7 protein-coding genes are annotated in these 13573 nt (G+C 67.3%); 1 reads left to right on the top strand and 6 read right to left on the bottom strand.

Annotation, left to right across the window (positions count from 1 at the left end; all coding sequences use genetic code 11):
* Positions 1-5: 5 nt before the first annotated feature.
* From oleD to ACW11F_RS05435, 6 genes are all read right to left on the bottom strand, one after another.
* The gene (gene oleD, locus ACW11F_RS05460; protein WP_456995900.1) at positions 6-1004 is read right to left on the bottom strand and encodes a 2-alkyl-3-oxoalkanoate reductase; all 999 of its coding nucleotides are present in this window, start codon (positions 1002-1004) and stop codon (positions 6-8) included.
* Between the two features lie 64 nt (positions 1005-1068).
* Positions 1069-2739 carry an olefin beta-lactone synthetase gene (gene oleC, locus ACW11F_RS05455; protein ID WP_456995899.1) on the bottom strand — a complete coding sequence of 557 codons (1671 nt, stop codon included), beginning with the start codon at positions 2737-2739 and terminating at the stop codon, positions 1069-1071.
* Positions 2740-2812: 73 nt separating this feature from the next.
* Complete coding sequence (locus tag ACW11F_RS05450) at positions 2813-3820, bottom strand: hypothetical protein (RefSeq protein ID WP_456995898.1); 1008 nt, start codon at positions 3818-3820, stop codon at positions 2813-2815.
* A gap of 807 nt (positions 3821-4627) precedes the next feature.
* Positions 4628-7537 carry a prealbumin-like fold domain-containing protein gene (locus tag ACW11F_RS05445; protein WP_456995897.1) on the bottom strand — a complete coding sequence of 970 codons (2910 nt, stop codon included), beginning with the start codon at positions 7535-7537 and terminating at the stop codon, positions 4628-4630.
* A gap of 24 nt (positions 7538-7561) precedes the next feature.
* A complete protein-coding gene (locus tag ACW11F_RS05440) occupies positions 7562-11287 on the bottom strand; it encodes a hypothetical protein (RefSeq protein WP_456995896.1) in 3726 nt (1241 codons plus the stop codon).
* Positions 11284-13137, bottom strand: coding sequence for an OmpA family protein (locus tag ACW11F_RS05435; RefSeq protein WP_456995895.1), 1854 nt, complete (start codon positions 13135-13137; stop codon positions 11284-11286). Before ACW11F_RS05435 ends, ACW11F_RS05440 begins: the two co-directional genes overlap by 4 nt.
* Here ACW11F_RS05435 and ACW11F_RS05430 point away from each other — a divergent pair.
* The coding region (locus ACW11F_RS05430; protein ID WP_456995894.1) for a hypothetical protein at positions 13112-13573 on the top strand (462 nt) is incomplete at its 3' end. The genes ACW11F_RS05435 and ACW11F_RS05430 overlap by 26 nt on opposite strands.

The following is a 13573-nucleotide window of genomic DNA, read 5'->3' as shown; positions in this document are numbered from 1 at the left end:
GCATTCTAGCCGTGCCCGGCCCAGGCATCGGCCAGCTTCTGCAGTCCCTGTTCCATCGACACCCGCGGCACGTAGCCGAAGTCGCGTTGCGCCGGTGCCATGCTGTACCAGTGGGTGGTCGCCAGTTGCTCGGCCAGGAAGCGCGTCATCGGCGGCTCGCCGCGCAGGCGCAGCAATGGCCACAGGCCCTCGGCCGCGGCACCGAGCAGATAGGCCAGGCGGAACGGCAGCTTGCGCGTGACCGGCGGTGCACCGGCGGCCTGCAGCAGGCGGTTGATGGTGCGCTCCAGCGTCCACGGCTCGCCATTGCTGATGAAGTAGGCGCGCCCGGCGCAAGCACTGCCCACGGCAAGGTGCTCGAAGGCATCGAAATGCGCCTGCGCGGCATTGTCGATGTAGGTGGTGTCGATCAGGTTGCTGCCATCGCCGACCAGCGCCAGGCGACCGGCGTGGGCGCGCTCGACCAAGCGCGGCAGCAACTGGTTGTCGCCCGGTCCCCAGATCAGGCGCGGACGCAGTGCCACCGTGGCCAGTTGCGCATCATTGGCCGCCAGCACGATCTTTTCTGCAATCTGCTTGGTCGCCGCATACGGGGCCTTGAGGCCTTCGCCGTAGGGCACGTCATCGGCAGTGCCGCCTTCCACCGGATGGGTGGCGCGATGGGTCACGCTGGGCGTGGAGGTGTATACCAGCCGCCTGATGCCATGCTCGCGGCAGGCGGCGAGCACGTTGCCGGTACCGGTCACGTTGGCACGGTGATAGGCCTCGTAATCACCCCAGGCACCGGCCTTGGCCGCATTGTGGAACACCGCGGCACAACCTGCGGCGGCGGCGATCACCGCACGCCGGTCGGCCAGGTCGCCCTGCACCTGCTCCACGTCGAATGCGTCCAGCGCCGGGTAATGGCCGCGGTTGAAGCTGACCACCTCATGCCCGCGCTCGCGCAGGCCGGCGCACAGCCGCTGGCCGAGAAAGCCGCCTCCGCCGGTGACCAGGATTCTCATGCCGCGGGATTCTGCCCGCTGTGCGCGGATCGTGGAAGACCCGGCCATGGAAGCATCGACGTGTTCACGATGCGTGCCGCGCAGCCGGCTGCCGCGCCGCCCAACGCGCCAGCGCGGCACGGCCGATCTTGGCGTTGTGGCGGATGTCCACCGGAAAGGCGCGCGGATAGCGCAGGAAACCTTCGACCTTGGCGGTATGCACATGGCCATCGGCCAGCTGCAGCAGCTCGGCTTCGATCCGCGGCCACTCGCCCGCGGCCACGCCCGGCTTCAGCTCCACGCACAGCAGCGGCCGCTGCCCGCGCTGCGCGCCGTCGTGCGCACGCGCCACGCCGACCAGCGCGCTGCGCGCCACCTCGGGGTGCGCATTGAACACCGGCTCCACCTGTTCGGTGCACAGCGTGGTGTGCGCATCGACCACCACCCGCTCGGACTTGCGCCCGCAGAACCACAGCCGGCCGTGCTCGTCGAACCAACCCAGGTCGCCCATGCGGTGCACGATGCGGGTGGCGCCATCGGCCAGCGTTTCACGGATCTTGGCGAGCCGCGTCTGTTCCTCGCGGTTGAAATAGGCATCGGTCGCGCTCGGCCCGGCCACGGTGATCTCGCCGACCTGGCCCGGCACCACCTCGCGCACCTCGCGCCAATCGGCGATCGCGTCGTCGTCGATGGCGATGATGCGCACCTCGTTGCCGGGCACCGGGCGGCCCACGCAGGTACCGGCACCGGACTCGGTGCGCTGGCGCAGGGTCAGCAATTCGCGCCCCTCGATCACCGCCACCGGCAGGCATTCGGTGGCGCCATACGGCGTCCAGAACTGCGCGTCGTCAGGCAGCAGGGCGAGCATGCGCTCGACCACCGCCGCCGGCACCGGCGCGCCGGCACTGGTCGCCAGACGAATCGACGGCAACGGCCGGCCATGTTCGGCCAGCACCCGCATCAATGCCGGCGAGCCGAACAACTGGCTGACGCCGAAGCGCTCGATCGCCGCATGCAGCTTGCGCGGATCGGCCCGCGCCGGGCGGGTCGGGTCCATGTCGGGAATGATCGAGGTCAGGCCGAGCGCCGGGTCGAACAGCGCGAACGGCGGGAAGGTCGGCAGGTCGACGCCGCCGGGCTCGATGCCGAAGGCATCGCGCAGCATCGCGATCTGCGCGATGAAATGCCGTTGCCGGTACACCACGCCCTTGGGCACCCCGGTCGAGCCGCTGGTGAACAGGATCGCGGCGACGTCCTCGCCATCGCCGGCGGCGAAATCGCGTGGTGCATCGGCTCCGTCGCGCTCGACTTCGGCCAGCGTCGCGTCGGCCCACCACGCACGCCGTCCGGTGCTGATGCGGATGCGCGCCGAGCGCGCCCAGCGCAGCACCGTGCGTGCCAGCATCGCCAGCGGAATGCCGATGAATGCCTGCGGCTGCGCCTCGTCCAGGCATTGCCGCAAGGCGCGCTTGTCGATGCCCGGATCGACCAGCACCGGCACCGCGCCGAGGCGGAACAGGGCGAACATCAGCAGGAAGAACTCCGGCGTCGGCCGCACCATCACCACGCAGCGCATGCCGCGATCGATGCCATGCACGCGCAACCCGGCGGCGATCGCATCACTGCGTGCATCCAGTTGCGCATAGCTCAGCGCGGTCGAATAATCGCCGCGACCCGGGCAACGCATGGCGATCTGCTGCGGCGCTTCGCGCGCGCGCTCACGCAGGCTGTCGGCAATGTTCAACCCGGCATTCATCGCCACGCATTGTCCCATCCCCGACTGGCGACGGGAACCGGCAGCCCACCGCGCATCCGTGGCGGTTGCCTTGTTACGGCACCTGACAGGCAAATGTCAGCGTGACCGATTGACCCGCCGCCAGCGTGCCCAGGGTGATGCCGGCACCGGTCAGCATGCCCACGGTTGGCGCGCTCGCCGGACAGCCCGGGCCGCTGCACCCCACCGTGTTGCCAGCAGGACACGTCAAGCCCGCTCCCGGCGTGTCCTTGACCACCGCGCCGGTCACCGTCGCCGGGCCGTGGTTGGTGACCACCAGCTCGTAGGTGACGGTGCCGCCGCTGACCACTTCGACACCCGCTGCCAGCCGCTTGCTGATGGCCAGGTCGGCGACGCCACGCGAGTTGCTGTAGGTACACACCATCGCGGTGTCGCCGGCCCCCACGGTCAGGCCGTCGTTCGGATTGCCGTCACTGGCGCCGGTGCACGTCAGCGCCTGCTGGTAGATGCCGCTGTTGGCGGGCGCCAGGGTTTCCGACAGGGTCACCACGTCGCCGGCAGCCAGTGCAATGCGGCGGGAATCGGCATCCGTTTCGTTGGCACTGTCCGCCTGCGATTCGAACGTGCGCAACACCGTGCTGCCCCGGCTCGCGCGCAGCGTGGCGCGGTCACCCGGCGCGGCATTGACCCAGGTCTTTTGCAGCAACAGCGAGGGAAGGTGGGTGATCTCCACGCGCCCATGGCCACCGGTTTCTGAAGCTCGACCGCCATTGTCGGCACTGCCGATGGTCAGGGATTCGAGGCCGACATTGGCAGCATTACTGGCACAGGAGGTGCCGGCGCTCCCACCTCGTGCAGAGGTAATCACATCCCTGCCAGCCGTGCCGCCATTGCCCCCCTCGTGGCCTGCACCGCCGCCGCCGCCGCCGCCGCCATCGCCCGACGCATTGACCCCGGCGCCACCCGCTTCCGCAGCACAGGCGGCTTGTCGCACCAGTGTTCCAGTTGCGTCGGCTCCGGATAACCCCACCCGCAAGTTGGATCCACCACCACCTCCGCCGCCGCCCGCGGCTACCAACAGCCGCACGCCATTCAGCAACAAGCTTGAACTTCCACCACCACCCGCACCGCCGCCGCTGAAACTCAACCAGTTGCATCCCGTGTCCCCGCCACGCCCTCCAAGGGACGCGCCAGAGCCGCCCGCGCCGCCTCCGCGACACCCGACTTGCGAGTCGCCACTTGCGCCGCCCGCGGCCACTACCCCCGAAAGTACTTGCCCCGGAGTCACGGCCAGGATGCCGGTCACACGAGCCCCTGCGCCACCTCCGCCACCCGAGAATCCAGTATCTGAACCACCCTCACCGCCACCGCCGCCATCCAATTGCACCCGCACGAAATGCACGTTGGCTGGAACCGTGTAGGTCCATGATCCGGGGGTATCATGCTGATAGTTCTGTGCCCGCGCATCCTGCATCGACAGGCAGGCCAAGGCTGCCGTCAGCACCAGCGCGTAACGAAGCGACAATCCCGTGCACGCCGATGAAAACCTCCGCGCCGCGTCCGCAGAAGCGGCGGGGCGGGGATTCATGCAATCGCTGCGCGAACTCATTTGATCCTGAGAGTCGGTGATCGAGGACTGGCATCCTAACGTCGCGCATTCGACGGCCACGGACCGGCATCACCCGCAAAACGAGACTTCATCCCGGTCGCGCCGTCGCAATCAACGCAGCACACGCTGCCCTTGCGATCGTGGATCAACGGCGCATCTGATCTGACAATGCCGCGTGGTCACGCATGCGCGGCTGGCGCCTCCGCGACCGCAAACCTGCCGGCGTCGATCACCTGCACACATGCACGCGGTTGGCACCCCCGGTGACGAGGAATGCCAGGCGAAATCCGCAGGGGTGCCCTATTGCACGGTGCAGCTGAAGGTCAGCGTGACCGATTGATTCGCCGTCAGCGTGCCCAAGGTGATGCCGGCACCGGTCAGCGTGCCCACCGTTTGCGCGCTCGCCGGGCAGCCCGGGCCACTGCACGTCACCGTGTTGCCAGCAGGACACGTCAAGCCCGCCCCCGGCGTGTCCTTGACCACCGCGCCGGTCACCGTGGCCGGCCCGTGGTTGGTGACCTCCAGCTGGTACTCCACCGCGCCCCCCGCCACCACGTCACCGGCAGGGTTCAGCTGTTGCTTGCTGATCTCCAGGTCCGCGGCATTGCTGTCGTCATTGACGATGGTGCACACCGCCACCGCACCCGCCGCCAGCGTCACCGAGCCCGCATCATGTGCGGTGCCACCCTGGGTCACGCCAGGTCCGGTGCATTGCCATTGCCCGGCCTGGTAGGCGGGAACCTGGGCTTCCGACAATGTGTAGCTGCCCGGCTGCACGGTCAATGCGGCGGCGGTGTAGGTGGTGGTGGCACCACTGCTGCTGCCGGCATCGAATACCAGCGTACCGGCATCGGTGGTGATGTTGAAATCGGCCACGGTGGCACTGCCGCCATTGTCATTGACCACCCGCTTGACCACCTGCAGCGTCGGATCCTTGATGTTCTCGAAGGTGCAGGTGTACTGGTAACCGCGGCTGAGCGGGATCTGCACGCCGGCCGCCAGCTCGGTGCCGACGCTGCCGGTACTGCCGTCCGGTGCCAGATACGTGCACGACTTGGAGGTCAGCCGCCAACCGGCCGGCACGGTTTCGAGGATCGTCTCGGTACCGGTATCCGGATAGATGTGGCGCAGGTCGATGGTATCGGTGGCGGTGCCGCCGGAGGTGGTCAGGCTGAAGGTCCGGGCGGCATTGCCGCTGGCCTCGAACTCGAAGGTGCCATCCCCGCCCTGGGTGTTCTTGACCACGGTGATGTTGGCGGTCTGGTTGACGAATTCGCAGCTGATGTGTTGCTGCGGGCCGTTGGTGGTCGCGCCCGTCACCGATGCCGGCAGGGTGATGGTGGCAGTGGTGGCCGTCAGGTCGCCGCTGAACACCTGGGTACCGGCGCCATTTCGGCAGGTGATGGTAGTGGTATAGCCGGTCAGGTCGGTATTGGTGCCCCCGGTTTCGCCCACGGTGACGGTGACGCTGCCAGTAGTGATGTTGCCCACGGTGACCGCCTGCGCACTGCCCGGCATGCCGTTGTAGTCGTTCAGCCGCTTGTGATACAGCGCCAGCTCGCCGGAGGCGTAGCCGTTGCCCTGGTTGCTGGCGACCTGGGTGCCGTTGATGTTGAAGTTGAACAGGCCGTCGTCATCGGCCGGGAACACCTTCTTGCTGATCGCCACGCTGGGTGCGATGTCCATGCGGAAATCCTCGACCTCGCCGCTCAAGGCATTGCCGGTCGGGTTTTGCACGTCAGCCGCGTTGCGTGCGGTACGCAGGCGCAGGTAGGTGGGGCCGGCCACGATCTGGGTCGGGGCGATGGTCCATTGCAGCTGGGCACTGCTGGCACCCGGCGGACAGGTCGCGACCGCGCGCTCGTTGGCGTCGAACACGCCATTGCGGTTGAAGTCGATCCAGCCGGAAATATGCCCTGTGACCGGCGCACCATCGACCAGGCCGCCATAACAGGCGGTGGTGACCGAGTACTGGGTATTGGCCACGGTCAAGGGTGCCAGCGAAGCCACGCCGTTCTCGTCATCGATGCCATTGCTGTCATCGCCATCGGCATTGACCGAGTGCTGCGAGGCGCCTTCGAAGTCGATCTGCGGACCAAGCCGGGTAGCGCGATCATCCAAGTCCGCCGGAGTATGCCGGGCGATGCCGTAACTGGCCGGTGCATCGCCATAATCGCTGCGCACATTCCAGGACAGGGCCATGACCACGGGCATGATCAGATCGTTGCCCGTGGTCAGGCTGTAACTGACCGCCGTGGTGCCTGGTGCAACGTTGAATGTGGCCGAATCCTGCTCCCAGGAATCGCCGTCACCGTTGAATGTCGAGCGGTCCTGTTCTCCTTGTGCCCAAACCAGCGGAATCACCTGCCCATTGAGGGTGAATCGTTCTCCGACATTGGTAAATGCGTCACCCTCCACCGTGGCCATGGTCATGCGTGCCGATGGCGTATCCGAGGCAGCGGCAACGCCGGAAATCGATCCGGAATATGTCGAATTTCGCATCGCAACGGTCACGTCGTCGATCACCACGGCGCGCGGGCTGATGCCTGGGTCGGTGTGGTCGGTGGTATGCACCACCACCAAGGTCACCCCGCCGCCCGCGCCGCAGCTGTTACGCCAGTAGTCGTTGGCTGCCGCCCGAAATATGACATCACTGACCTCGACATTGATGGTTCCACCACTCGGTGCAGTCGCACGCAATTGGTTGGTGACGTCCGCGGTGGTTTGGTACCAGCGTCTGTCATTGACAAGCTCAATCTTGCCCGTGCCGGTGACACTCACGCCCGGGCCACCATTCAGTGAAACCGTTGCCTGCGTGTCAACAGCGTGGTTGCTGCCCGTCCAGAACAGAAAGGCTTTCTCCACCCGCTGACCACTGGGGATGGTGACCGAGAAAGACTGTGGCTGCGGTCGCCAGTAGTTGGCTTCACTGGTATTTGGACAGCTGTTCGGCCTGAAAATGCTGGTGCTCGTGTCATCCGAGTTCTGCCTTCTGAACCCCACCCCACCCAGCGCATAGTCGTAATAGCCTTGGGTGGCGTAAATCTGCTCGGCCTGCGCCGGCACGGCGAGCAGGCCGAGGGACAGGCACGCCGCGTGCAGCCAGCGGGACAGCGGCCAGCGGCGCCTTGCGCGCACACCCTTCACGCTCACGCGCGAACGCACGCGACCGGCCTTGGCTGAATCGATGCCTGCACCACTGTCTGCCATTTCAGCTCCCCTGTGTGGTACGACTCAATACCGCCCGCTGACGTTCAGGAACCAGCCGCGGTGGCGGTAGTCGAAGTCGGTCAGGTTATCGCTGAAGTCGGTGAAGTTGTAGCCCACGCCGATGCGGAAGTTGCGCCCGATGTCGCGGTCGATGGCGAACAGCCCGCCCTGGCGGTCGCCGCCATGCTTGACCTTCAGCCAGCGGTATTCGCCGAGCAGGTTCCAGTCGGTATCGCCGATGCCCCAGCGCGCCTGCAGCGCGGCAAAGGTGGCCGCGGAATCGGCCCACTCGCCTTCCAGGCGGCCCATGCGCACTTCACCCTCGCGCCGCGCCAGCTTGCCGGCGAACTCCCAGCGCGTGGTCGGATGCCAGATGCCTTCCAGCATCAGCACCTGGCTCTTCTGGTCGTACCAGGCCATGTTCGGACCGACCTGCGGCAAGGCGGAGACGTCGTACAGATAGGTGTACTTGCCGAGCATCATCCAGCGCGTGTTGTTCCACGGACGCCAGGCAAAGCCGACGTTGCCTTCGGCGAAGCGTGCACCGGCCTCGGGGTTGAGCTCATCCTGGGTGTCAGACCAGTTCAGCCGTGCCGCCAGGCGCAGGCTTTCATTGACCTTGTAGTTCAGCCAATTGGTGGTCACCCACTGGGTGCGCTCCTCGGCACCGGTATCACGACGCCATTCCAGCTTGCTCTGCCACTGCATGCCCTCGGAGGTACGCCCGCCATTGAGGCTGATCGCCTTGCGGTCGACCTGGCCGACCTGGCGGTCCAGACTCGCCGCCTGCAGGTTGAAACCGAGGTTCCAGCCCACGCCGGGGTAGAAGTCCATGCCGAAGGTATGGGCGATGCCGGATTCGTACGGCTGCTTGAGGAACTGGCTTTCGTTGTACAGGTTGACCTGGTTGGACAGGCGCCAGCGCTGGCCGAGCGTCCAGCCGGGCGTCACCCGCGGGTTGAACAGTGGGTCGTACGCGGTGGTGTCGGTGGAATAGGTGTAGCTGCCGTAGACCGTGTGCTCGGGGCTGATGCGGTATTCGCCGTTGATCTGCGCCGCATTGCCGCGATCGCCCACGGTCACTTCGCCACCGATGCTGGACAGGTCGCCGAACAGGTACTTGGCGCCGGCGGTGACCGCGTTGTTCTTCTCGTAACGACCGCCGTCGTCGTCCAGGGTGAACTGGCCGATGCCGTACACATCCCACGAGGTGCCGATGCGCTGGGCATAGCGTGCCGCCAGCAAGGTGCCGGCGGAGTTGCCGCCCAGGCGCTGCTCTTCCACCCGGCGCAGTTCGCCGCTGAGAGTGGCGTTCTCGTTGATGCGCCAGTCGGCGGTCAGTTGTGCCTGACGCAGGGTTTCCGGACCACGCTCGGCTTCACTGGCGCGGGCGTACACGCGCAGGCTGTCGCTGACATCGCCCAGCACTTCGACGCCGCGCTCGATCACGTCGAAGCCGTTGTCGAAGCGTGCCACGGAGAAGCCGGCATCGACCTTGCGCCACCAGCCACCGAAGCTCCACTCGCGCTCGGTCCAGCCCAGCTCGCGGGTATTGACCCGCGCCTCGACCGACCGCGCGGTGCCGCGGGTGTTGGGGTGGAACGCATTGCGTTCGACGAATGACAGGCCGCCGTTGTCGGAGAAGAACACCGGCGCCGCGGTCGCTTCGCTGCGTGCCTGCTCCAGCTTGAGGTAGGTGCCGCGACCGGCCTGCAGGGTCACGTCGGCCCCGGCCAGGTTGTAGTCCTCGCCGGCGCGGTTTTCGTCGACGTAGGTGATGCCGACGCCGACATGGTCGCCGAACCAGTGCTTGGCACGGATGCCGGCACTGACGTTGTCGGCGCTGAAGCCGCGCGGCAGGTACTCGTAGTCCACCAGCAGCACCTGCTGATAGCCGTCCAGCGGCGTGTCGCGGGTCAGCGTGCGCACGTTCTCGCGCGTGACCTGCGCCAGCGGACGGGTCAGCAGGATGCGGCCCTGGAACTCGTCGATCTCGTAATCCACGCCACGCAGCAGCGGCACGCGGTTCTCCACCCGGCCGGTGGCGCCATCGCGCACCTCCAGCACCACCTGCTCGGAACCGGGCATGACATCGGTGTGCTTGAGGTAGTACAGGCTGCCGCCGGTGCCGATGAATTCGCTGTGCCCCGGCGCGGTCTGCATCTTCGAACCGAAGGCGCGCACGAAGGTGCCGGCATCGCCCAGCGCGGTGGTGCGCTGGCTGCGCCAGGACAGTGCGGCGCCGTAGAAGGCACGCGCGTACTGGGCGAATTCGGTGCCGGTCAGACCGGTCTGGTAATTGCCCCACAGGAACTGGTTCTTGTCCCAGTCCACACGCAGGTACAGCCGGCCCATGGTGTCCACGTCACGCCAGGTGGTGGAGTCGTCGCCATAGGTCGGGTAATACCGATCCGGATCCAGGCGGCGGAAGATGTCCTGCGGATATGCATCCCAGAAGCCGCGGAACATGCGCGAGACTTCCTGCTCGCGGGTGTCGGCATGCGCGGTAATCAGGTACTTGCCCGCCGCCTTGCCCTTGGCATAGAACGCCAGGCGACCCTCGCTGAGGTTGTCCTTGGTGTAGCGCGGGTCGGGGCCGAACGGCTCCAGCGAGCCGCTGACGCGGTTGCCGGAGAGGGTGAAATCGGCCAGGCCCACGGCGAAGAAGTAGCGACCGCTGACATCCACGCTCAGCTTGCGCCGCACCGGGGTCTGCGGATCGGCACCGATGCCGCGCACCTCCACGTCGAACTCGTGCACGCCCACCGGCAGCAGGTATTCGGCGACGAACTTGCGCTCGAGGTCGACCGGGATCGACTGCCCGTTGATGCTGAGGGTGGCGCCTTCGGGAATCGCGCGCCCATTGACCCGCACCCGCGAGCCGTACACCGGGATGTTCTGCTGACGCAGGCTGTTCTCGCCGAAGGTGCCTTCGATCAGGCGCAGCTGCTCGGCGGCCTCGGCGGTCAGGCTGCGCTGCCGCAGATCGGCACTTTCGTTGAGCCGACGCATGCCGGCTTCCAGCTCTTCCGGACGCACCAGCTGCATGCGCCGCGGGAAGGTTTCATCGTGACGACCCTCCTTGTCGTGCACGCGCACGATGTAGATCAGCTCGTCACCCACACGCAGGCCGGGGTCGTCGGCGAAGGCACCATCCCATTCGCCTTCGATCACCGTGCCGAGCGCAAGCGGAACCTGCGCGATCGGACTGACCAGATCGCTGTCGGTAGCCTTGTAGATCAGCGCCTCGGCGCGGTCGATGAAGGCACCGTAATTGCTGTAGCCGTAGAAGCGCACCGGCTTGACCACCCGGCCGCCGTCGTAGGCCACCATGCTGCCGGCGGACACGCTCAGGCGCGGCTGCCCCAGATCGGGGTCCTCGGTGGCCCAGACCACGCCGCCGTCCGGCAATTGCACCTGCCACTTGCCCAGCGCGGTGGCACGGCCCGGCGCGGCGGGCTCCTCCACCTGCACGGTGACGCGGCGATCCGGCTGCAGCGCCGGTGAGCTGGTCGGGGTACCCGGTGCGGTCACCGGCTGGCGTTCCCCACGGGTCCGGACCCGCAGCAGGATGTCGCCATCGGACTGGCAGCCGGCGGGGCCACACTGTACCTCGGGCTGCGCAGCCGGACTGGTTGCCGGCTGCGTCTGGCCCGGCTCGGCGGCCGATTGCGCGGCAACCGGCATGGCCAGACCGAGGGTCAGCGCGGAGAGGATGGCGCGATGGAGGCGATGGGTCTTCATCTTCATTTCCTCCCTCCCTGGCCTGCATCGGGCAGTCCGGTGGGAGCATTCAGCTCGTCTCGATAGTCCACACGCAGTCGGGCGCGTGCCTCGGGCGACATCGCCGCGGCAAGCGCCTGCTGTACCGCCGTTGCTCGACGCATGCCCAGCCGGCGGTTGTACTCGTCACTGGCGCGGCGGTCGGCATGGCCGACCAGCGCCACCACCAGCGGCCCCTGCGAGGCACGGCGTTCGATCTCGGCGGCCACATCGCGTACCAGCTGCGCGTACTGCGGCTTGATGGTGGAGCGGTCGGTGTCGAACAGGAACGTCCCCAACACCGGCGCATCGCCCACGGTCACCAGATGCGTGTCCGGATTGGCCGGATCCGCCCGCAGCGAGACACGGACTGCCGACGCGTCCGCACCCAGCACGCCGGTCAGGGCACGCTGCACGTTGCCGGCACGCTCCAGGGCCAGGGCTTCGTTCTCGCCGTTGGCGGCGATAATGACCTCGGCATCCGGCCGGCCACGCACCCGCTCGGCAATGCCGTCGATGACCGGCTGGAAGCGCGACTCGACCTGCGCGCTGCCCGGAGCGAACAGCACTTCGCCCAGCTCCAGTTCAACCGCCTCGATGCCACCTTCGATCTCGCCCGGCGGCAGCTTGACGCCGAAGTCGAAACGTACCGGCAGGCCCGGGGTCACCCGGCGCAGCAGCGGGTTGTCGGTGGTGAACTCGCTGCCCGGCGGCAACGTGGCCGGATCGACCTTCAGGATCACGTTGCTGCCGCGGTCATTGACCGGCAGCGGCAAGCCGGCCAGGTGGTAGCGGCCGTACTGGTCGGTCTCGATCAGCAGCCCCTCGACCGAGGCCACGCGCACACCCGGGATGCCCGGCTCGTCTTCCTGCTGGAAGCCGTCGCCGTTGCGGTCATCCCACACGGTGCCGACGATGGTGCTTTCCTCGGTCATCGGATCACCCAGCACCTGCACCTCGGCAGTGCCCACGTTGGAACCGATCAAGCCGTCATCGATCATGTAGGCGCGGTTGACGTGCACCCCGTGGCGTACACCGGCACCCACCCGCATCAGGTAGACGATCGTGGCACGGCCACCCACCGCGATGTCGATCTGGTCGACCGACAGCGGATGGGTGGAGACCAGACGGCCCACACCGTCACGATCCGCCACGCTCAGCGAGCCATCCACGTAGTTGAAGCCGGCCGGCGGGGTATCCACCAGCGTGGCGTCCACCACCGGCGTGTTGCCGGTGTTCTCCACCACCAGGGTGTAGCGCACCAGGTCACCCGGCTTGACGTCGCGCGGCTGCGCCGACTTGGTCACGCGCATGCTGCCCGGCGCCACCACTTCGATCGTCACCGTCGCCGTGTCGCAGTTGGTCGGGTTCAGGATCTCGCAGATCTGGTAGGTGATCGTGTAACTGCCCGCCGGCGTGCCCGGCGACACCGTCACCTCGCCCGTCGTCGGATCCAACACCGGCACCGGGCCACCGTCGATCGGCGTAGCCGGCGTCAGCACCGTGCCGGTCACCTGGCTCGGATCCACCGGCTGACCGTTCAACGTGTCGTTCTCGTACACGTTGCCGGCCGAGCCGCCCGAGCCACCCGCGACCGGACCGAAGGTGTCGTCATTGGCCTCGAGTGCAGGCGCCGTCACGGTGATGGTCACCGTCGCCGTGTCGCAATTGTTCGGGTTCAGGCTCTCGCAGATCTGGTAGGTGATCGTGTAGTCACCGGCCGGCGTACCCGGCGGCACCGTCACCTCGCCCGTCGCCGGATCCAGCACCGGCACCGGACCACCGTTGATCGGCGTCGCCGGCGTCAGCACCGTGCCCGTCACCTGGCTCGGATCCACCGGCGCACCGTTCAGCGTGTCGTTGCTGTACGCGTTGCCCGCGCTGCCACCGCTCGCGCCGTTCACCGGACCGAACACGTCGTCCGTCGCAACGATCGGCGCCGCAGCCACCACCACCGTGGCGGTGGCGCTGTCGCAGTTGCTCGGGTTCAGCACCTCGCAGATCGTGTACGGGTACGTATACGTCCCCGCCGGCGTGCCCGCCGACACCGTGATCGTGCCGTCCGGGTTCATCACCAGACCCGCATGCGGGCTGGTCCCCGGCGTCAGCGTCACCTGGGACGGCACCACCGGCGAACCGTTCAAGGTGTCGTTCACCAGCACCGACGTCGTCGTCCCGCCCGAGCCGCCATTGATCGGCGCACCCGAGAAGTCATCGTCCACCGCGTCGATCACCGGCGCGCTCACCGTCACCGTGATGCTGGCCGTGTCGCAG

The sequence above is a fragment of the Luteimonas sp. e5 genome (assembly GCF_054031035.1).
The sequence above is the reverse complement of the archived record's forward strand: the minus strand, read 5'-3'. Positions and strand labels throughout refer to the sequence as shown.

Bases quoted from the DNA above. Each gene is read 5' to 3' on its own strand.
- oleD (WP_456995900.1), bottom strand. From the start codon at position 1,004: ATGAGAATCCTGGTCACCGGCGGAGGCGGCTTTCTCGGCCAGCGGCTG.
- oleC (WP_456995899.1), bottom strand. From the start codon at position 2,739: ATGAATGCCGGGTTGAACATTGCCGACAGCCTGCGTGAGCGCGCGCGC.
- ACW11F_RS05445 (WP_456995897.1), bottom strand. From the start codon at position 7,537: ATGGCAGACAGTGGTGCAGGCATCGATTCAGCCAAGGCCGGTCGCGTG.
- ACW11F_RS05440 (WP_456995896.1), bottom strand. From the start codon at position 11,287: ATGAAGATGAAGACCCATCGCCTCCATCGCGCCATCCTCTCCGCGCTG.